Here is a 20,067-nt window from a genome sequence, read left to right as displayed (position 1 = left end):
GGCTCAGACCCCCATCTCGGCCTCGTACGACCGGCGGAACCGCAGCCCGGCGGCGGGCGCGAGGCACAGGTGCCAGGCCTGTCCCTCGTCGACCACGTTGACCTCCCCGGCCCGCTGCCGGGCGAGCAGCAGCCCGGCCAGGGCGTCCCGGGCGCCGAATCGCTGGAACCAGGCCAGCTCCACGTCGACGGCGTAGCCGAGACAGTGCCCGCTGGGCACCATCGCGGCGTAGCCGAGGCGGCGTAGCTGGTGCTGATGCTCGGCGCTGCGGACCAGGCTGGTCACCCACAGCGGCGGGGTGCCGGGCGGGGCGATCCGGTCGAACTCGCGACCGATGTCGTTGAGCAGGCCGATCACCTCGCGCCGGGCCCGGCGGAACTTCAGCCCGGCGGTGTGCGGCCGGGCCTCCGGCAGCAGCCGGCGGCGCACCGCCCGCACGCTGCGGCCAACGACGGTGGCGGGCTGCTCCTGATACCGGAAGCGGAGCAGGTCGCGGCGGCGCAGCCACTCCAGGTCCACCAGGTCTGCGCTGGCGTTCACCTGCGCGTCGGTCATGAAGGTGGGCGCGTCGCGCCACCACAGCACGTCGATGCGGGAGAGCAGGTAGATCCGGATCAGGGCGGTGAGGTCGGCGGCGGAACTGCGCGGGTTGGGCCGGTAGCGGGCCATCTCCAGCAGCAGCGTCTCCCGGGCCCCGATGAGGCCCTGCGGGGTGGCGTCGAGCACCGCGGCGATCGCCGGCTCGCGCAGGCGCTCGTCGAGCAGCACCTGTCGGGCCCCCGTCGACTCGGGTTCGGCCAGGGCTCCGACCTCGATCAGCAGCTCCGCCACGGCCGCCCGGTAGGCGGCGAGGTCCGGGGCGGCGGGCGGGGCCGGTCGGCGGGCCACCCCCCGGGCCACCCGACGGGCCGGCATGGCGGACGCGACGGGCGGGCCGAGCTGGGGGCCGGTGCGTCGACTGGGCACTCGCATGGTCGGGTCCTCTCTTCCGGCACGACACCGTGTGGGTTGACCTGATACACACCGTAATAGCCAGAAGTCGGGGCGAGAGCGAACAATCTTCCTATATCCCCCTAACGGCGGGGACCACCGCCCAACGGTGAGGACCGCCCGGACCGCTGGCAGCAGCGGTGCAACCCCGGGCGACGCCGCTCCCCCGGATCGGGCTGGTGGCGCACGGCGGCGCCGAGCCGCCGGTGACCGCCGAGTCTGCTACCTGAGACTCAACCGCTGACCGAGGCGGAGCCGGACGGCCGGGGTGGGTGCGGCACCCCGGCCGTCCGCCCGGGCCTCGATTCCCGGAGGAAGAGGCCCTTGTCCCAGTTTCGCCGAACCCGGCCGTTCGCGCAGCCCCCTCGCCCGCCCGGCCGCGGGTCGGGCCGGGCTGCCGCGACCGGCGGCGGGAACGTCGGGTGTCCCCGACCGGTTCGGCCGGGGACACCGACGCTGGTGCGGGCCGCCCGTCAGGCCGCCCGCACGGGGGCCGTGTCAGCTCTTGGCGCAGGCGACGCCGTTGAGGCTGAAGGCCGCCGGGACACCGTTGGTTCCGGGAGTCGAGGTGGCGGAGAAGCCGAAGTTGACGCTGCCACCGGCGGCGATCGTGGGGTTCCATGACGCGTTTCGGACGGTGACCTGCTTCCCGGACTGGGCGGTCTCCCCGTTCCAGGTGTTGTTGATGGTCTGGGCACCGGGGAACGAGAAAGTCAACGCCCAACCGTTGACCGCGCTGCCGGCACCGTTGCGGATGGTGACGTCAGCGTTGAAGGTGTTGCCCCAGTCGGACAACACGTACCGCACCGTGCACGCGCTGGGCGGCGAGGTTGGCTGCGTCGTCGGGGACACCGTCGGAGAAGCCGTCGGGCTCGGGCTGGTCGGTGACACGGTCGGTCCGACCGTGGGGACCGTGCCACCGCTCTTGGCGATCATCCGCTCGGAGTGGGCTCGGAACACGGCCAGTTCCGGATCGCCCTGGGTGACGCCGAACTTGCCGTCGATCTCGCGATCGGCGTACCACCAGAACGCGCTGCCGTCGCCGCCGGCGGCCTCGAAGTCGGCGAAGAGCTCCCGCCACCATGCGGTCCGGTCGACATTGTGCGTATTGAACTCGCCCATGAAGAAGGGCTTGCCGAGCAGGTTGTGTGAGTCTGAGATCCACTGCCGGACCAGCGCCTTGGTCTCGGCGAGGTCCAGGTCGGCCCACGACTCCGTCGGGTAGGGATGGGCGGAGGTGAAGTCGATGTACGGAGACTGGTGGGTGTACACGAACGGGTTGCCCTCGTCGCCACCGAACCCGTACCGCGTCTCGTGCGCCTCCAGGCCGGTGCCGAGCAGGTGGTGGGGGTCGATGCCCTTGACGAAGGCACCCATCTCGTCGACCCAGGCCCGCAGGGTGGTGCCCGTGGTGTTCTCGTTCGGGGTCTGGTCCTGGTAGCGGGGCTCGTTCATCAACTCCCAGGCCAGGACCGTCGACTCGTCCTTGTAGCTGACGCCGCTGTAGTGGTTGACGCGGTTCAGGACGTGGCTGACGTAGTTCTTGTACGAGGTGAAGCAGCCGGGGCACTTGGACTTGTTGAAGAACTGACCGCGCCCGGGGTGACCGCCGGACAGGCCCTCCCACTGGAGGCGACGGTCGATGCCGCCGTATGCCTCCCAGTAGTTCTCGAAGACCGGAACGAGCCGGATGTTGTGTGCCTTCGCCGACTGGATGACGTAGTCGAAGAGCGCGAACTGCTGCTCGTTGTAGACGCCCTCGGCCGTCTCGAACCCGTGCCAGCTCTCCATGCTGAACAGCCAGGTCCGCACCACCGTGACCCGATCCGCGCTCATCCGGGCGAACTGGCCGTCGATGCGGGCCTTGTCCATGTACTGGGTCTCGGTGTCACCCGATCCGCTGCCGTAGGTGAACAGGTCGTACGTGTTCGTCCCGGCGAAGTGGAACGCCTTGCCGTCCAGACAGAAACGGATACCGCACCGCTGGACGAACGGCGACGCCGCCGCCTGCGCGCCGGGGCCCACGACGAACACGCCGATCGCGGCCAGCAGAACGCCGAGGAGCAGGCCTACGGACAGTCCTGGGAATTTCTTCCTGGGCATGCTGAACTCCTAACCATTCGTGGGGGGACGCTGAACTTTGTCGCGGCCAGCCCGGGCCGCTTCGGGCGATGACCACAGGGAGGGAATCCCTGGGCGGGGCTACGGCCGAGGCCCGGCCCGAACCATTACATCGATCACTGTGGTTGCCCGATGAGCCCATCAAAGCACTGAACCGATTAAGTTACAAGGCCGTAAACCGGGGGCGCGCTTCGCCGCCTCCGGCGCGACCGTGGCGCACGCCCAAGTGAGCCGCCTCGTCGACGGTGCTGCTCCGGCTTCGGGGTGGCTGAACCGCTCGACCTGCCTGGTGATCAAAAACCCCCAGCTCCGGACACCAACCCCCTTCGCACGTCGCTGAGAACCCATGATTGTTAACCGATTCAGTTACCATCTCGACGGTAGGAGACGGGCCGGCGCCAGCGGGCTGGTCGCGGCACACCACCGGCCGTCGCCCGCGACACAGGCCGAGTAAGCCGGTTGTGCCGGTCGCCCGAGCGCGCCTCGAGGGGTGATGAAAGGCTTATGGCATGAGTTCCGCACCGACACCGATCGACCCCGCCGCCCCCGGCAGCACCGACGAGGCGACCGCCTTCACCGATCTCGGGTTGCGCGCCGAACTGCTCGGCGCCCTCTCCGCCCTCGGCTACGAGGAGCCGACCCCGATCCAGCGGGAGGCCATTCCTCCCCTGCTGGCCGGTCGGGACCTGCTGGGCCAGGCGGCCACCGGTACGGGCAAGACCGCCGCGTTCGCCCTGCCACTGCTGCACCAACTGCCTGACCGGCGCCCCGGCGGCGACCCGGTGGCGCTGGTGCTGGTGCCCACCCGGGAGCTGGCGGTGCAGGTCTCCGAGGCGTTCCACCGGTACGGCAAGGACCTGGGCACCCGGGTGCTGCCGATCTACGGCGGGCAGCCGATCGGCCGGCAGCTACGCGCCCTGGACCTGGGCGTGGACGTGGTGGTGGCCACCCCGGGGCGGGCGCTGGACCACATCGCCCGGGGCACCCTGCGGCTGGGCGAGCTGGCCACGGTGGTGCTCGACGAGGCTGACGAGATGCTCGACATGGGCTTCGCCGAGGACATCGAGGCGATCCTGGAGCACGCCCCGGCGCAGCGGCAGACGGTGCTGTTCTCGGCGACCATGCCGTCGCGCATCGACGGGATGGCCCGCCAGCACCTGACCGACCCGGTGCGCATCCAGATCGGCCGGGAGCAGCAGGTCGCCGGCGCGGCGCCCCTGGTGCGGCAGAGCGCGTACATCGTGGCGCGGGCACACAAGCCGGCGGCGCTGGGCCGGGTGCTGGACGTGGAGTCGCCGACCGCGGCGATCGTGTTCTGCCGCAGCCGCGAGGAGGTGGACCGGCTCACCGAGACGATGAACGGCCGGGGCTACCGGGCCGAGGCGCTGCACGGCGGGATGAGCCAGGAGCAGCGGGACCGGGTGATGGGACGGCTGCGCGCCGGCACCGCCGACCTGCTGGTGGCCACCGACGTGGCGGCCCGGGGCCTGGACGTCGAGCAGCTCACCCACGTGGTCAACTACGACGTGCCGTCGGCCCCGGAGTCGTACGTGCACCGGATCGGCCGGGTGGGCCGGGCCGGCCGCGAGGGCGTGGCGATCACCCTCGCCGAGCCGCGCGAGCACCGGATGCTCAAGACCATCGAGCGGGTGACCGGGCAGCGGATCGCGATCGACAAGATCCCCACGGCGGCCGACCTGCGCACCCGGCGGCTGGAGCTGACCCAGGCGGCACTGCGGGAGTCGCTGCTGGAGGACGACCTGGATCCGTTCCGGGTGATCGTGGAGTCGCTGTCGGACGAGTTCGACCTGATGGAGGTCGCCCTCGCCGCGGTGAAGCTGGCCCACGAGGCCGCCTCGCCGGGCTCGGACGACGACGAGGAGGAGATCCCCCAGGTCGCGGTCCGTCCGCAGCGGGAGACCCGGCCGGGGTACGAGGGCCGGGGCGGCGGCGACCGCCGTCCGGCCCGCCCCCGGCCGGGGGACGCCACGCAGGTGTTCATCGGGCTGGGCCGACGCGCCGGGGTGCGCCCGCAGGACCTGGTGGGGGCGATCACCGGAGAGACGCGGGTGAGCGGCCGGGACATCGGCTCGATCGAGATCGCCGACCGGTTCTCGCTGGTGGAGGTCCCGAACGGGGCGGTCGACGAGGTGATCGCCGCGCTGCGCGGCAGCACCATCAAGGGCCGCAAGACGACGGTACGCCGCGACCGCGACCGCCCCTGATCTCTTGATCGATTCGGCGTCGGTGACAATCACGGCCCCCGCGTTCCGGGGCACCGCCAGGTCACCGACGCCGAGTTGATCCGCGGCCGCGCGGGTCGGCCGGGTCAGGTCAGAACGCGTACGAGCCGAACCTGCCCCAGGCGACGACGAGCGCCGCGACCAGCAGCACGGCGGTGAACGCCGTGCCCGGGTACTCCTTGGCCCGGGCGTGCACGACGACGGCGCCGGCCATCACGATCGCCGCGCCCACGGCGGCCAGCGGGGTCAGCACGGTGGCGATGCCGGTGACGGCCGGCAGGATCAGGCCGACGGCGGCGAGCACCTCGAGTGCGCCGAGCGTCTTCACGGCGGGCTCGGGCACGCCCTCCACCCAGCCCATCTGCTCACGCAGCTTCACCTTGGGTTGGGTCACCTTGGTCAGCCCGCCCACGGCGAAGATCACAGCGAGCAGGATCTGCAGGATCCACAGGACGACGTTCACGAGGGTGCCTCCGAAGGGCTGCCGCCCAGCCGGGCGGATAATTTACTTGACGTTTCAAGCATCACCGTACGTTCGGGTACTTGAAGCGTCAAGTATCGGTACGCTGGGGCGATGGAACCCACCCGCTGGCTGAGCGACGGCGAGCAGGAGGTCTGGCAGCGGATGCTCGCCGTGCTCACCCTGCTGCCGGCCGAACTCGACGGGCAGTTGCAGCGCGACGCGGACCTGACCCACTTCGGCTACGGGGTGCTGGCGCTGCTGTCGGAGACCCCTGGCCGGTCCCGCCGGATGAGTGAGCTGGCAGCCCTGGTCAACGGCTCGCAGTCCCGGCTGTCCCACCTCGTCGGCCGGCTGGAGCGCCAGGGTTGGGTACGCCGCGAGCGGGCCGACGACGACGGCCGGGGCTCCGTCGCGGTGCTCACCGACGCCGGCTACGCCCACCTGGCGGCGAGCGCGCCCGCGCACGTGGCCCGCGTCCGCTCGCTGGTCTTCGACGTGCTCACCCCGACGCAGGTGGCGCAGCTCGGCACGATCACCGCCGCGCTGCTGGCCCGGCTCAGCCCGGCCGGCGGCTGCCCGGCGTCCACGGCGCGACGCGGGAACGCGTCCGACGGGTCGTGACGGCCTGCTCCGACCCTGGCCCCGGCGCCCGACGGTCTGCTCCGACCCTGGCCCCGGCCCGCCGGAAACGAGGCCCGACCCGCCCGGAAACGAGGCTCGGGCCGCGCGGGACGAGGTTGCGGCAGCGCCGGAGCGGAGGCCTTGGCCGGGCGCGCGTTGACAGAGGTCCCCCGCCCGCGTGAAGCGATGACAGGGGACCTCTGTTCGCCCTCAGGCGGCCGTCAGGGTGGGGCCGGTGAGGGTCCCGGCGTCGGCCGGGCGCAGCGCCAGGGCGAGCACGTCGACGACATCGGCGAGGGTGTGCACGGTCAGCGCCTCCCGTACCTCGGTGGGCAGGTCGTCCAGGTCCGGCTCGTTGCGGGCCGGGATGATCACCTCGGTCAGGCCGGCCCGGTGCGCGGCGAGCAGCTTCTGCTTCACCCCGCCGATGGGCAGCACCCGGCCGGAGAGCGTCACCTCGCCCGTCATCCCGAACTCGGGCCGCACCGGCCGGCCGGTCACCAGCGAGGCCAGCGCCGTCACCATCGTGATTCCGGCGCTCGGCCCGTCCTTGGGCACCGCGCCCGCCGGAACGTGCAGGTGGATCCGCCGCCCGGCGAGGGCGTTCGGGTCGATGCCGAGCCGGCGTCCGTTGGAACGCAGGTACGACAGCGCGATGTGCGCGGACTCCTTCATCACGTCGCCTAGCTGGCCGGTGAGGGTCAGCCCCGGCTCACCCTCCATGCTGGTGGCCTCGATGAAGAGCACGTCCCCACCCGCGCCGGTGACCGCGAGGCCGGTGGACACGCCGGGCACCGCCGTCCGCTCCGCCGACTCGGGGGTGAACCTGGGCCGGCCGAGGTAGCGGGCCAGATTGCCGGTGTCCACCCGGACGGGCGTCGGGTCGGTCGCCAGGGCGACCGCGACCTTGCGCAGGATCTTCGCCAGCGCCCGCTCCAACTGCCGGACGCCGGCCTCCCGGGTGTGCTCCCCCGCGATCCGGGCGAGCGCGTCGTCGGCGACGGTGACCTCCTCGGCGGTCAGGCCGGCCCGCTCCCGCTGCCGGGGCAGCAGGTGGTCCCGGGCGATGGCGACCTTCTCGTCCTCGGTGTAGCCGTCCAGGGTGACCAGCTCCATCCGGTCCAGCAACGGGCCCGGGATGGTCTCCACCACGTTGGCGGTCGCCAGGAACAGCACGTCGGACAGGTCGAGGTCGACCTCCAGGTAGTGGTCGCGGAAGGTGTGGTTCTGCGCCGGGTCGAGCACCTCCAGCAGGGCGGCGGCCGGGTCGCCGGCGTAGCCGACCGCGAGCTTGTCGACCTCGTCGAGGAGCACGACCGGGTTCATCGAGCCGGCCTCGCGCAGCGCACGGACGATCCGGCCGGGCAACGCGCCGACGTACGTGCGGCGGTGGCCCCGGATCTCCGCCTCGTCGCGGACGCCGCCGAGGGAGACCCGGACGAAGTTGCGGCCGAGCACCCGGGCGACGGACTCGCCGAGGCTGGTCTTGCCGACGCCGGGAGGGCCGGCGAGGGCGAGCACCGCGCCGGAGCCACGCCCGCCGACCACGCCGAGGTTGCGCTCGGCCCGGCGGTTGCGCACCGCGAGGTACTCCAGGATGCGGTCCTTCACGTCGGCCAGGCCGGCGTGATCGGCGTCGAGCACGGCCCGGGCCGCGGCCAGGTCGGTGTTGTCCTCGGTACGCGTGGTCCACGGCATCTCCAGCACCGTGTCCAGCCAGGTGCGGATCCAACCCGCCTCCGGGGAGGCGTCGCTGGCCCGCTCCAGCTTGCCGACCTCGCGCAGCGCCGCCTCGCGGACCTTCGCGGGCAGCTCGGCGGACTCGACCCGGGCCCGGTAGTCGGCGGAGCCGTCCGGCGCGTCCTCGCCGAGCTCCTTGCGGATGGCGGCGAGCTGCTGGCGGAGCAGGAACTCGCGCTGGGACTTCTCCAGCCCTTCGCGGACGTCGCTGTTGATCTGGTCGGTGACCTCCTGCTCGGCCAGGTGGTCCTTCACCCAGCCGACGAGAAGATCCAGCCGGGCGGTGACGTCCGGAGCGGCGAGCAGTTCGGTCTTCTGCGCCAGCGTGAGCCAGGGCGCGTAGCCGGCCGCGTCGGCCAGCTCGGAGAGGTCGGTCATCCGCTCCATGGCGTCGATGACCTGCCACGCGCCGCGCTGCTGGAGCACGGACGTCATCAGGGCGCGGTACTCGCGGGCGAGGTCCCGGGCCCGGCCGGTGGGGACGGGTTCGGGCAGTTCGGTGGCCTCGACCCAGAGGGCGGCGCCGGGTCCGGGGACGCCGGAGCCGATCCGTGCCCGGGACAACCCCCGGACCACGGCGGCCGGCTCGCCGCTGGGCAGGCGGCCCACCTTTTCGATGGTGGCGACCGTGCCGACGGGGCCGTACTCGCCGTCGATACGGGGCACGGCGAGGAGTTGCTCGTCGCCGGTGGCGCGGGCCGCGTCGACGGCGGCCTGGGTGGTCGGGTCGAGGGTCACCGGAATGACCATGCCTGGCAGCAGGACGGCGTCGGTCAGTGGAAGTACCGGAAGAGTTGCCATCGAACACCTGCTATCGCGTTGAGTTGAGCCTGACTCACTCAAGTAACAGAGCGTCCCCCTTGTTCCGAAGCGTGATTCAGGCCACTCCAGCGGTCGCTCGAAGGCGACCCGGCGCAGGGCCCGGGCGCGGGCCTCCCTCGCCGACCGGGGGCGTCCGACGAGGAGCGACGGCAATCCCCGCGCCTGATCGCGGCCGGGGTCGGGGCCGGCGCGATCTTCGGGAAACCGTCCGCCGCCGAAGGGAAGGCGTGGCGGATGGCGACAACACCGCCGCGCCTGCCACGGGTGTCGGAGGCGAATCGGGCGGCCACCCCGCGGCGCCTCTGGCCTGCTCAACCGCTTGAGCGGCACCAGCAAATTCCACCGGCCGAGCGGGATTCCATCCCGCGTAACTCGACTCGCCGAATGCAGAACCGGGCATATTCTTGCGGAATTGCCAGTTGATACGTCAAACTCTTAGCACACCCCGCCCCACACAAGGAGTAATTGGCGATGGCTCGGAAAGTAATCACCGTTCTGACTGATGACCTCGACGGCGGGAAGGCGGATCGGACCGTCGAGTTCAGCCTGGACGGCGTGGCGTACACCATCGATGTCTCCGACGAGAACGCCGGCACCCTGCGCAAAGCACTCGATCCCTACATCAACGCCGGCCGGCGCATCGGTCGGGGCCCGGTCGAGACCGGCCGGACCGCCCGCCGCCCGGGAAGGGCCCCGGTCTCCGGAATGGACCGCGAGCAGAACCGGGCCATCCGGGAATGGGCCGCCAACAACGGCCACGAGATTTCCGACCGCGGGCGCATCCCGGTGTCGGTCGTCGAGGCCTACAAAAACCGCTGATCCGGCGGCGGTGCCGCGATCCGGGGGTTCCCGGGTCGCGCCGTGGAGGCCGGCACCCGCTGGCCCCTTTCCGGTCGCAGTTCCCACGGCGCCGGCCGACACAGGCCGGTGCCGGTGCGGGCCGTCCCACGACCCGGCCGGTCAGCTACTTGGCCGGTCGGCGCACTCGACGGAGCAGCGGGCGGGCCGGGCCCGGCACACCCGGTGCTCCGGGGCACCCGTCGACACGTCGGTGAACGGCGCGCGGACGGGGCCGGGCCGGCACGGCACCGGCGTCCGGTGCACCCGCCCGAGGTGACGGCCCACCCACGCGCCGACCGGCGTCCGCTCTTCCTGCCGTGCCGGTCCGCCGAGATGACGGCCACCTGCGCGCCGCCCCGCGTCCCACGTCCACCGGTCCAGCCTCGCAGGCCGCCGGTGCTCGAACCGCGCGACGGGGTCGCCCAGGGGTGATCGGCCCCCGGGCGACCCCGGATCTGCCGACTCGCGCGGCGCCGCCGCGCGAGTCACGTTGACCTGGATCCGCACGACGTCGAAGGCGGGTGCCCGGTTGACCCGTTCCATCATCGGGATGCGGTGCGGGCCGCCACCGGCCCGGACCGCGCACCGGGCGGCGGCGGGCCGTCCCCGCCTCCGTTCTGGCCGCCGCCGTTGTCCCCGCCGCGCCGACCGCCCTTGTTGCCGATTTTGTCGAAGACCGCGAGCGTGCCGACAACGTCCAGCAGCCGCCTGCTCCGCGCGATACCGGATGACGGCCCCCGTGTGGGCCTTCGCATCGAATTGCTCTCCCCCCTCGATCCGGTAGCCGCCACGTGGCCCCGTCGGACCGATCAATTCTGGTGGGCCGCCGGTGAGGGTCACTACGATGTGCCGGCGCATGTCGATGGCCGATGATGTTCTTTCCGCACCGTCGTCCACGCCCGCAGGCTCGGTGGAGCAAGATCCTGTCCATTCCCGCTGGAGTAGGGTGCCGTGGCGCGAGGCTCAACCCGGATATGGGAATTCTGCGGGAGCGACCGGTCGGGGCCCCGTTCCAGGGGACGTCAATCCGCGCAGAGGTGGTCGAATCCAAAGCCGTTCCGCATTTCGTCACGGCGCGCCCGCAGCCGGCGGATGTCCCCGTCGAACTGCTCACGGGCGACCAGTTCAGGCTCGCCGCCGTCGAGGCCACGCAGCCGCTCGCCCACCGCCACAGCGGCGAGGTCCTCGGCGAGCCGCCCCGGGTCCACCCCGCAGGAGAGTCGGTGCTCCCACACCCGCACCCGTTCCACCAGGAACCGTCCGGGCCGCACCTCGACCCAGCTCCAGCCCTCGGCCGGGCCGTCCGCCCAGCGCACGTGCAGGCCCCGGACGATCGGGTCGACCAGCCGACGGGAGACGTAGGCCTCGACGGCTGCCGCCCGGGCCAGGGCACCGAGGTCGTTGACGTGCCCGCTGCGCCCGTCCGGCAACCGGCCGACGATGTCCCGGAAGGCGACCGGCGTGGCGTCCCCGGGCTCGGTGTGCCCCGGGTCCGGCCGGACTGCGTCGGCGTAGGCGCGCGCGTCGATGACGTACTCGACGATCCGCCGGCCGTGGTCGGCGGCGCGCAGGGTGGGCGAGGCGATCCGCAGCACCGCCAGGCCGACCGCCGCGCACACGGCGTCCTTCATCCGTTCGGCGCGCTGGGCCGCCGACCCGGGCGGCACCGGCGGCCCGACCTCGACGGCGAACAGCGGTCGGCCCGAAGGCGCGGCGCAGACCACGTGGTCGAGACATTCCCGGCCGGCCGAGCTCCACTGGTGACCGGTGACCCCCGGCGGACGGCCGTGCAGCAACTCGCCGAGCCGCCGGGCTGCGTACACCACCTGGCCGCCCCGGGCGAGGGCCAGACCACGGCCGGTCGACGCCGCGACGGGGCGCAGCAGGGAGCCGTCTTCACTACCGGTGCTCGTCATCCGCCTTGTCCATCCGTCGGGCCGTCAACCGGCCGAGTCTAGGCCGTCGATCATGGTTCCCACCTCGCCAGTGCGGCCCACGCCCGGCCGCCGGTCGGCCCGGGCACGCCGCCCGGACGCTCCGCGCCGCGGCGCCGGCTGGGCGGGGCCGGCGGAAGCGCTCCACTCTCTGGTTCTCTAGGCTCAGCGGGTGCTGCACAGTGGACGGCCCCCGGAACTCATGACCAAGCGCAGCCTCGTCGCCGTCTCCCACGCCATCGAGAGTGCCGCCCTGGCCATCGCCGAGGACGGGCCGCTGGTGGTCGTCGCGCTCTTCCAACGGATGCCGTACTTCGAGCGGGAACGGGCGGTCTACGAGCGGATCGCCGCCTCGGGGGCGGTGACGGTGGTGGGCGTGGTCGGGCAACCTCCTTCGGAGCTCCCCGACGGCGCGTACGGGGTGGCCCTGGAGGAGACCGAGGACCTGGCGCGGGAGTGGAGCGTGCTCGCGCTGACCCCCCGGTTCGGCGCGACGCTGGTCGCGTACGACCGGGCGGAGGTGGAGCCGGCGGCCACGCTGGAGGCCGGCCGGCTCTTCGACGGCCGGTGGGGTTTCCGCCGCGACGAGGCGTTGCACGAGGTCCTGCGGCTGCGCGACCGGCTCGCCGACCGGCTTCCCGACGCGGCCCGCGCAACCGTGGACGACGTGCTGGCCCGGGTGCGTGATCTGCCCGCGACGCCCGGCGAGGCACGCGGCGAGGCGGCGCTGCGGCTGATGTTCTCCCGCGCCGAGCGTACGGCCCGGGAGCACTGGGCGACCGGGTCGGGGTCGGGTGACCGCGGCCGGGGTGCCGAGGCGGGGGCCGCCGAGGCCGCCGCACCGCTGCTCGACGAGTCGGGGATGCGGCTGTGGACGGGCGCGGACGGAATCACCGCGTCGGGCACCCTGCCGGTGGCGCTGATCGGCGTCCGGGTCGACGAGCCGGCTGGCGCGCCGGAGCGCTTCGGCCGGCGCAGCGCGGCCCGCGAGGCGCAGGCGGTGATCGGGGCGGTGACCGCGCCGCTGCGCCCGGTGGACCGGGCCGTACGCCTGTCGGACCAGGAGTACCTGTTGTTCCTGCCGGCGCTGACCGAGGAGCAGGCGGTGACGGTGGCCGGCCAGGTGCACGAGGCGGTCGGCGACCTGGTCCGGTCGTACCCGTTCGTCGCGTTCGCGGTGCATGCTGCGGTCACCGTGACGGCCCGGCGGCCCCTGCCCGTGGCCGACGTCCGGCACGCCGTCGGGTGGGCCGCCCGGGAGGGCGTGCCGGTGGCCCGGCTGGCCCCCGAGACGGCCGAGGTACCGGTCGGGTAGTGCGGGTCAGGAGCCCGGGTGCGGGAGTGCAGGGGTGTCGGCGTGCTGCCCCCGTACCATGCCGGAGGCACTGCCCACGCGAGCACCGGTCTGCGGTCCATCGGTTGCGGTTGCGTGATCATCGACTACGGTCGGACGAGGCCGACGGGGAAATGTCCGGCCGGGACGAGTGGATCAGGGTCGAAGGTCCCGGTCGGAAGCGGACCCATCGGCCCTGACCGGGACGCCGGTGACGATGTCCAATGGAACTGCCACCGGGAACGCGGTGCGAGGCACAGGAAGGGACGTGGACACCATGGCCGCGACGATCGAGCGGACCACCGCCAACACCATCGCTCCATCGGGCGAGACCACCCGCCAGAGGGCCACCCGGTACGTCCTGGCCGGAATCCGGATCGCCCTGGGCTGGACCTTCCTCTGGGCCTTCTTGGACAAGATGTTCGGCCTCGGCCACGGGACCGAGGCGAAGAACGCCTGGATCGAGGGGGGCAGCCCCACCAAGGGCTTCCTGGCCTTCGGCACCGCCGGCCCGTTCAAGGGGTTCTACACCGAGATCGCCGGCGCGGCCTGGGCGGACTGGCTGTTCATGCTCGGCCTGGCCGCCATCGGCGTGGCCCTGATTCTCGGCATCGGGATGCGGATCGCCGCCATCGCCGGTGGCCTGCTGCTGGTGATGATGTGGACGGCCGTCCTGCCCCCCGAGAATAACCCCTTCATGGACGACCATCTCATCTACGCCGCGGTCCTGGTGGTCCTCGCCCTGCTCGGCGCGGGCGACACCCTCGGCCTCGGCCGGGCCTGGAAGCGGCTGCCCATCGTCCAGCGGTTCCCCTGGCTGAGCTAGTCGGACGAGCACGGCCCCGGCGGGCGCCACCTTCCCGGTGGCGCCCGCCGCCGCATGTCGGGCCGCGCTGGGACCGCCGGGCGCGGGACCGCCGGACATCGACAGATCACGATCCGGCAGGATCGACGGCGACCGCAGTTAGCCGCAGCACCGAGCAGGAGGCGTACGACATGGACAAGCCCCAGGTTGGCCCGATCGAGGGCGCGCCGCCCGCCGATCTCGTCATCGAGGACCTCACGGTCGGCGAGGGCCCGGAGGCCCAGCCCGGTCAGCGGGCCACCGTGCACTACGTGGGGGTGGCCCACTCCACCGGTCGCGAGTTCGACGCGTCCTGGAACCACGGCGAGGCGTTCGAGTTCCCGCTGGGCGGCGGGAGGGTCATCGCCGGCTGGGATCAGGGCGTGGTCGGCATGCGGGTCGGCGGCCGGCGCAAGCTCACCATTCCGCCGCACCTCGGGTACGGCAACCAGGGCGCCGGCGGCCTCATCAAGCCCGGCGAGACCCTGGTGTTCGTCGTCGACCTGCTCGGCGTCCGCTGATCGGGGTGGGGTCGTCGGCCGGTGCCGGCGGCCCCACCCCGACGGCAGGCCGTCAGACGCAGGCCAGCATGGGCGCGGAGGACGCCTCCGCCACGGGCACGAGCGACCCCAGGGCGCGGGCCAGCGACCCGAGCGCGGCAGGTTCCGGCGGGGTCACCGCCGGCTCCGGTCGCGCCGACGACTCCCCCGCCAGGGCGGGGGCGAGCGGCGCCGGCACACGCGGCGCTGCCACGGTCGAGGCAGCCGCAGTCGAGGCGACAGCGGTCGAGGCAGCGGCGCCGTCCCGGACGGGGATGACGCGGTCCAGGCCGGTGACGTGCAGCACCCGGGCGACCACCGGGGCCGGGTCGACGAGGACCAGCTCGCCGCCACGGGCGCGGACCCGTCGGTGCGCGGCGACCAGCGCCCGGACCCCGGCCGCGGAGAGCAGCCGGACGCCGGAGATGTCGAGCCGCAGCAGCGGCCGGGCCGGGGCGGCCCACAGCGCGGCGCGCAGCAGGCCGACGGTGGCGATGTCGACCTCGCCGGTCGCCCGCATCTCCACCGCGTGGTCGCCCACGCTGACCTGCACGTGGAACCGATCGCTGCGCTGCTTCATGACCACGAATCTAGCCCCACCCCCCGACAATTCCGCCCTGCCGAGGGGTGACTCCGGGTACACCCAGGGTCTGACCCCGAGTCACTCCGGGTCCACCCTGAGCAGGAGCTGCGGCAACGCCGGGGGCACCGGCGAACCCAGGCCGGCCCGGTCCGGGCGGCGGGCGACCCGGGCATGGTCCCGGCGACCGCCGGGGGTGCGGCGGGCCTGTGCGACACGCGTGGCGGGGACCGGGCCGGCGGCGTGCGGCGGGTGACAATGACCCGATGGTCGTTCCCCGCCCGCGCGCGCCCCGACCCATCCGGCCCGTCCGCGAGCCGGCCACCGTGCCGCCCCCGTTGAACGGGCCGTGGACGGCGACCGACCTGCGGCTCGACGACGCGGAGCTGCTGCCGCTGGCCGAGGGCGCGCATGGCCCCGAGGACGTCGTGGTCGACCCGGACGGCCGGGTGGTCAGCGGCGACGAGGACGGCCGGCTCTGGTGGTGGCCGGCGGACGCGCCCGAAGGCACCCGTTCCCAACTGCTGACCGAGACCGGCGGCCGGCCGCTCGGCATCGAAGTCGACCCGCGCGACGGCAGCCTCGTCGTCTGCGACGCCTACCGGGGGCTGCTGCGGGTCACCCCGGACGGGGCGGTACGGGAGCTGACGGGCACCGCCCCGCCGGTGAACCTGGCGAAGAACGCCACCGTCGCGCGGGACGGCACGATCTACTTCACCGACTCCTCCGACCGGTTCCCGCTCTCGCACTGGAAGCACGACCTGCTCGAACACCGGCCCAACGGGCGGGTGCTGGCGTACGCCCCGGGCACCGGGCACACCGAGGTGGTGGCGAGCGGTTTCTACTTCCCCAACGGGATCGCGCTCACCCCGGACGAGTCCGCGCTGATCCTGGTGGAGACGACCACCCACCGCCTGCTGCGGGTCGACCTGCCCGGCGGGGCGGCCACCGTGCTGACGGACCTGCCGGCGTACCCGGACAATCTGTCCGCGGTCGGCGACGGGACGTACTGGATCGCCCTGCCCAGCCCCCGGCTGCCGGCCGTGGAGCGGTTGCTGCCGCACCCCCGGCTGCGGCAGTTGGTGGCGCTGCTGCCCGACGCGGTCCGGCCACAGCCGCGCCGCTACGGGCTGGTCGCGCTGGTCGACGGCGCGGGCACGGTGCTGCGGACCCTGCACGGACCGCGCGGCACCTACTGGATGATCACCGGCGTACGCCAGCACGGCGACCGACTCTGGCTCGGCAGCCTGGTCGGCTCGGGCGTGGCCCGGGTGCCACTGGGCTGAGGCCGACCGGGCTGTCCCCCGGGCGAGGTGGGCGACGGGGCGCAGCCGGTGAGGACGGCGACCGGTCCGCCACCCTGCGGTGACGGACCGGTCCGGCGGTCGTTCCTCCCGAGTTCAGCCGCCGCTGGCCGAGGGGGCCGGTGCGGGCGAACTGCCGCCGGCCACCGCGCCGGGGTGCGGCGGCACGTGCGGGCTGGGCCGCAGCCCGGCCGGTACGGGCAACGCGCTGCCCTTGGCGAACTCGTCCCAGCCGACGTTCCAGGCCGTCCAGCCGTTGCCGGCCTGCAGCGGCACCTCGGTGCCCTTGACGGTCACCAGGTCGCCGACCTGGGTGATACCCATCAGCCAGTCGGCCGCCGTGGCGGAGACGTTGGCGCAGCCATGGGAGACGTTGGTGTAGCCCTGGTCGCCCTCGGACCACGGCGCCGAGTGGATGAACTCACCGCCCCAGGTGATCCGCTGCGCGTCGTCGACGTCGACCACGTACCCGCCGTCGGGCTCGCCGCGGGTGTCGAACGTCGTCCGCTCGTGCTTCTCCATGATCACCATCTTGCCGCTGGAGCTGGGCGTGCTCGGCTTGCCGAGGCTGACCGGGATCCGGCGGACCAGCTTGCCGTCCCGGAACACCGACATCTGCTTCGTGGCGTTGTCGATGTCGACGGCGACCTGCCGCCCGATCTTCGAGCTGGCCCTGCGGTCGGCGTCACCCATCCGCTCCTTGCCGATCGGCAGCCCGTCGAGCGCCGCCCGGACGCTGATCGCGGTGCCCGGCCGCCAGAAGTCGGGTGCCCGGTAGTACACCTGACTGCCGTCCTCCAGCCACGACCAGGTGCCCGGCTGCGGCGGGTCGGTCTTGACGAACAGCCGCTTCTGCACCGCCGCCCGCGCCTCCTTCGGCACGGCCGGCTCGAAGGCCACCGTCACCGGCATCGCGGTGCCGTACGTCTGGTTGCCCGCGAAGTAGAGAGTGCTGGTGATCGCCGGCTTCGTCGGCTTCGACGCCGTGGTGAAGGTTGTCTTCCGGGTGGAGGTCCGCCCCTGGTCCCCGGTCACCGTCACCTCGGCGGTGTACGTCCGCCCGTTCGCCAGGGGCGCGCTGGGCACCCAGCTCGACCCGTCCTCCCGGGGTTCGCCGCCCAACTGCCGCCCCTTGTCGTCGGTGAGCCGGACCGCGCTGACCTTCCCGTTCGTCACGCTGGTGCCGACCTCGGCGCTGAGCGGGACGTCCCGGGCCCGGTCGGCCGGCGTCAGCTCGACCGCGGGTGGCGGCGCCGCTCCCCCGGCGGTCTTCCGCTCGGCGGTGCACCCGCCGAGCACCAGCGAGGTGGCTGCGATGGTTACCGCAAATAGCGTCGATCGCCGCCTCACGTTCATATTCGCACCCCATTCCCATTTCCCCTTGGCCACATTCTGTACGGCCGGACGGGAGGCGCGACGCAGCTTTCCGGGAATTACGTGAAGCATTTTTCGGCAGTTTCGCCGGCACCGGGCCTAAAGTGTTCCCGCCGACCTGGCAGGACCCGATGTCACGGTTCGGCCGGGTCACCCCGGACGACCGGTTCGCCCCGCCGTGCACCCGGCCGGAACCGTCCACCGGCGATCAGCAGTCCCAGTCCTGGTCACCGTGGTTGCGGTCCCAGCGGCCGCCGACCGGCGGGGTGTCCAGCCGGGTGGGTGCCACGGCGTTGCCGGCCAGGTCGTTGTCCTCCACCCGGCACGCGACGCAACTACCCCGCTCGGTGATCCACAGCCCGTGGGTCTGCGTACGCCTGTGGTGGTTGTCCCAGACCCGGTTGCCCCGGACGGTGGCGGAGTCGAACGCCGCGTTGATCGTGATCCCGGCCCGGCACTGCGGCGCCGGCGACAACTCGTACGCGGCGCCGGGCAGGGGGGTGTCGCCACTCCACCCGCTGTAGGCGTCGGGGCGGACCGGGGCGAGGGAGAGCTCCTTGCCGTCGTTCGCAGCGACCACGGCGACCCGCTTGCCCACCCGCAGCACCTTGCCCCGGTGCCCGTCGTGCGGCCAGTCCGCCACCCGGTCGACCAGCGACCGCTCGGTGTAGCGGACGGACTCCCCGCTGCCCCGGTACTCGTCGGCGCACTGCCGGCCGTTGTTGCGGATCCGGTTGTTGAGCAGCACGGCGTCGGCCATCGGGCGGTCGATCCGAATGCCGTCCAGGCCGTTGCCCCAGAAGTCGTTGCTGTCGATGACCACGTCCATGGCCGCCCCCTGGTAGCCGTGGCCCAGATCGTGCCCGTGGTACCCGTACGCCCCGTTCCCGCTGATCCGGTTGCCCCGGATCGTGTACGGGCCGGGGGTGTTGCCCATGCTGACGCCGTCGCGGACGTTGCCGTCGATGACGCAGTCGGACAGCAGGCCACCCCGGCCGGCGATGCCGGACGTACCCTCGGCGGAGACGTCGAAGCCGGCCTCCAGATTGCCGATCATGGTGCAGGCGGAGACGACCAGCCCGTCGGCGCCCCAGTCGGAGATGCCGAACCTGTTGCCCTGGCTGTGGCAGCCGATGATCCGGTAGCCACGCGGGGGCTGCCAGTAGGGCTTCTGCAGCTCCAGGAAGATGCCGTTGGTGCCGTTGCCCAGCGTGGTGCAGTTGGCGATGGTGAGCCGCTCCACGGTGCCCCAGCCGCCGATGCCGACGCCGATCCCGGCGCCGCCCATCTCCTCGCCGTTGTCCAGTCGGCCGCAGCCGACCACCACCACCCCCTCGATCAGGCTGTCCTGGAGGAAGTCGCAGCCGAGCCCCGTCGCGGGGGTGTGGTGGATGTAGAGGTTCCGGAACGTCCCGCGCACCACGTACTGGAGGCCGAGCCCCTTGGCCAGGTAGTTGTACTCGGCCATGCTCACGCCGGAGCCGTCGATCTCGAAGTCGGTGAAGGCGCAGTCGGCGATGTGCCGGTCGCGGTCGGCGCCGTGCTGGACCGTGGTCCAGAAGGCCAGCGGCGTCGGCTCGACGCGGTTGCCCTCGTTGCTCAGCAGGAACCGGGTCGCGCCCGGTCCGGCCCCGATCAGCGACACCCCGCTGCGCCACACCGTGCCCGCGTCCCGGATGGAGTAGATGCCGGGCGGGCAGTAGATCACCCGGGCCCGTCCGTCGGCGGCGTACCCCGCACCGAGGCGGTCCACCAACGCGGCCAGCGCTGGTTGGTCGTTGGTCACCCCGTCACCGCGCAGCCCGTACTCGGTGGCGTCACAGTGCAGCGGCGCTCCGGCGACGGCGGGACGACGTTCCCGGACGTTGACGGGCACTCCCTGGAACGACACTGCGCTCTCCTCTCCGACGGCGAACGACGGGCGGTCGACGGCGCGGCTCGCACCCGTACCGCCACGGACGACCGGGGTGGCCGCCGACGGCGCCGTTTTCCCGGCCGCCGCTCCGGAAAACGGAATGGCGCCGCTGTCCCGGCGCCTCGGTCAGGATTTCGCTCAAATCGGGGAAACAGTTACCTCATCGCACCCGCGAGGCCACTATTCGCCGGATCGCGCGCGATATTCCCCGCCGTGACAGGTTGACGGAATTGTCGGGGCCGTACGCCGGCAGGGCTCGGACACCCATTTTCGCCGGAAAGGACGTCGTCGCCCGGGCGAGGTGGTTCGCGACAAGGAGCGTCGAATGCGGTGACCGACGGGTTCGCGGTGCGGACCCAGGCCTTCGCCCGGACGGCCTTCGCCGGGGCGGCCTATCCTCCGTT

Annotated in this window: 14 protein-coding genes and 1 pseudogene; 7 read left to right on the top strand and 8 right to left on the bottom strand. The window is 72.8% G+C overall.

Going from position 1 to position 20,067, the window contains the following annotated elements; genetic code table 11:
- Positions 1-3 precede the first annotated feature (3 nt).
- Together OG559_RS26410 and OG559_RS26405 are read right to left on the bottom strand one after the other, a co-directional pair.
- The gene (locus OG559_RS26410; RefSeq protein ID WP_405108414.1) at positions 4-972 is read right to left on the bottom strand and encodes a DUF5715 family protein; all 969 of its coding nucleotides are present in this window, start codon (positions 970-972) and stop codon (positions 4-6) included.
- A 516-nt stretch (positions 973-1,488) separates the two neighbouring features.
- Positions 1,489-3,093, bottom strand: a complete 1,605-nt coding sequence (locus OG559_RS26405; protein WP_405108411.1) for a cellulose binding domain-containing protein — start codon at positions 3,091-3,093, stop codon at positions 1,489-1,491.
- Positions 3,094-3,620: 527 nt separating this feature from the next.
- Here OG559_RS26405 and OG559_RS26400 point away from each other — a divergent pair.
- Positions 3,621-5,336 carry a DEAD/DEAH box helicase gene (locus OG559_RS26400; protein ID WP_405108408.1) on the top strand — a complete coding sequence of 572 codons (1,716 nt, stop codon included), beginning with the start codon at positions 3,621-3,623 and terminating at the stop codon, positions 5,334-5,336.
- Positions 5,337-5,445: 109 nt separating this feature from the next.
- Here OG559_RS26400 and OG559_RS26395 read toward each other — a convergent pair whose 3' ends face one another.
- A complete protein-coding gene (locus tag OG559_RS26395; RefSeq protein WP_405108405.1) occupies positions 5,446-5,817 on the bottom strand; it encodes a DoxX family protein in 372 nt (123 codons plus the stop codon).
- Positions 5,818-5,928: 111 nt separating this feature from the next.
- Here OG559_RS26395 and OG559_RS26390 point away from each other — a divergent pair, with 111 nt between their 5' ends.
- Positions 5,929-6,438, top strand: coding sequence for a MarR family winged helix-turn-helix transcriptional regulator (locus OG559_RS26390; RefSeq protein ID WP_405108402.1), 510 nt, complete (start codon positions 5,929-5,931; stop codon positions 6,436-6,438).
- Positions 6,439-6,648: 210 nt separating this feature from the next.
- On the opposite strand, the gene lon is transcribed toward OG559_RS26390, so the two are convergent.
- On the bottom strand, positions 6,649-8,979 hold the full coding sequence (gene lon / locus OG559_RS26385) for an endopeptidase La (protein WP_405108400.1): 2,331 nt from the start codon (positions 8,977-8,979) through the stop codon (positions 6,649-6,651).
- Between the two features lie 492 nt (positions 8,980-9,471).
- Here lon and OG559_RS26380 point away from each other — a divergent pair, with 492 nt between their 5' ends.
- Positions 9,472-9,819 (top strand): Lsr2 family protein, encoded by a 348-nt coding sequence (locus OG559_RS26380; RefSeq protein WP_161683941.1) that lies wholly within the window; start codon positions 9,472-9,474, stop codon positions 9,817-9,819.
- A 1,043-nt stretch (positions 9,820-10,862) separates the two neighbouring features.
- On the opposite strand, the gene OG559_RS26375 is transcribed toward OG559_RS26380, so the two are convergent.
- A complete protein-coding gene (locus OG559_RS26375; protein WP_405108397.1) occupies positions 10,863-11,756 on the bottom strand; it encodes a hypothetical protein in 894 nt (297 codons plus the stop codon).
- 190 nt (positions 11,757-11,946) lie between these two features.
- On the opposite strand from OG559_RS26375, the gene OG559_RS26370 reads away from it, so the two are divergent.
- From OG559_RS26370 to OG559_RS26360, 3 genes are all read left to right on the top strand, one after another.
- Complete coding sequence (locus tag OG559_RS26370; RefSeq protein WP_405108394.1) at positions 11,947-13,089, top strand: DICT sensory domain-containing protein; 1,143 nt, start codon at positions 11,947-11,949, stop codon at positions 13,087-13,089.
- Positions 13,090-13,375: 286 nt separating this feature from the next.
- The gene (locus OG559_RS26365; RefSeq protein ID WP_405108391.1) at positions 13,376-13,933 is read left to right on the top strand and encodes a hypothetical protein; all 558 of its coding nucleotides are present in this window, start codon (positions 13,376-13,378) and stop codon (positions 13,931-13,933) included.
- 170 nt (positions 13,934-14,103) lie between these two features.
- A complete protein-coding gene (locus tag OG559_RS26360) occupies positions 14,104-14,472 on the top strand; it encodes an FKBP-type peptidyl-prolyl cis-trans isomerase (RefSeq protein WP_161683944.1) in 369 nt (122 codons plus the stop codon).
- Positions 14,473-14,710: 238 nt separating this feature from the next.
- On the opposite strand, the pseudogene OG559_RS26355 reads toward OG559_RS26360, so the two are convergent.
- Positions 14,711-15,070, bottom strand: a pseudogene (locus OG559_RS26355) (STAS domain-containing protein); the annotation flags it as partial.
- A 266-nt stretch (positions 15,071-15,336) separates the two neighbouring features.
- Here OG559_RS26355 and OG559_RS26350 point away from each other — a divergent pair.
- Entirely contained in the window at positions 15,337-16,356 is a 1,020-nt protein-coding gene (locus tag OG559_RS26350; protein WP_405108388.1) for an SMP-30/gluconolactonase/LRE family protein, read from the top strand.
- Between the two features lie 114 nt (positions 16,357-16,470).
- Here OG559_RS26350 and OG559_RS26345 read toward each other — a convergent pair whose 3' ends face one another.
- Positions 16,471-17,730, bottom strand: coding sequence for an Ig-like domain-containing protein (locus OG559_RS26345; protein ID WP_405108385.1), 1,260 nt, complete (start codon positions 17,728-17,730; stop codon positions 16,471-16,473).
- A 226-nt stretch (positions 17,731-17,956) separates the two neighbouring features.
- Entirely contained in the window at positions 17,957-19,639 is a 1,683-nt protein-coding gene (locus tag OG559_RS26340; RefSeq protein WP_405108383.1) for a right-handed parallel beta-helix repeat-containing protein, read from the bottom strand.
- Positions 19,640-20,067: the final 428 nt, after the last annotated feature.

The sequence above is a fragment of the Micromonospora sp. NBC_01405 genome (genome assembly GCF_045040155.1).
Classification (GTDB): Bacteria; Actinomycetota; Actinomycetes; order Mycobacteriales; family Micromonosporaceae; genus Micromonospora.
Note: the sequence above shows the minus strand (reverse complement) of the source record. Positions and strands in the feature narration are given on the sequence as shown.

Coding starts and splice junctions, on each gene's coding strand:
- OG559_RS26350 (WP_405108388.1), top strand. CDS start 15,337: ATGGTCGTTCCCCGCCCGCGCGCGCCCCGACCCATCCGGCCCGTCCGC.
- OG559_RS26380 (WP_161683941.1), top strand. CDS start 9,472: ATGGCTCGGAAAGTAATCACCGTTCTGACTGATGACCTCGACGGCGGG.
- OG559_RS26390 (WP_405108402.1), top strand. CDS start 5,929: ATGGAACCCACCCGCTGGCTGAGCGACGGCGAGCAGGAGGTCTGGCAG.
- OG559_RS26400 (WP_405108408.1), top strand. CDS start 3,621: ATGAGTTCCGCACCGACACCGATCGACCCCGCCGCCCCCGGCAGCACC.
- OG559_RS26345 (WP_405108385.1), bottom strand. CDS start 17,730: ATGAACGTGAGGCGGCGATCGACGCTATTTGCGGTAACCATCGCAGCC.
- OG559_RS26405 (WP_405108411.1), bottom strand. CDS start 3,093: ATGCCCAGGAAGAAATTCCCAGGACTGTCCGTAGGCCTGCTCCTCGGC.
- OG559_RS26410 (WP_405108414.1), bottom strand. CDS start 972: ATGCGAGTGCCCAGTCGACGCACCGGCCCCCAGCTCGGCCCGCCCGTC.
- lon (WP_405108400.1), bottom strand. CDS start 8,979: ATGGCAACTCTTCCGGTACTTCCACTGACCGACGCCGTCCTGCTGCCA.
- OG559_RS26360 (WP_161683944.1), top strand. CDS start 14,104: ATGGACAAGCCCCAGGTTGGCCCGATCGAGGGCGCGCCGCCCGCCGAT.
- OG559_RS26375 (WP_405108397.1), bottom strand. CDS start 11,756: ATGACGAGCACCGGTAGTGAAGACGGCTCCCTGCTGCGCCCCGTCGCG.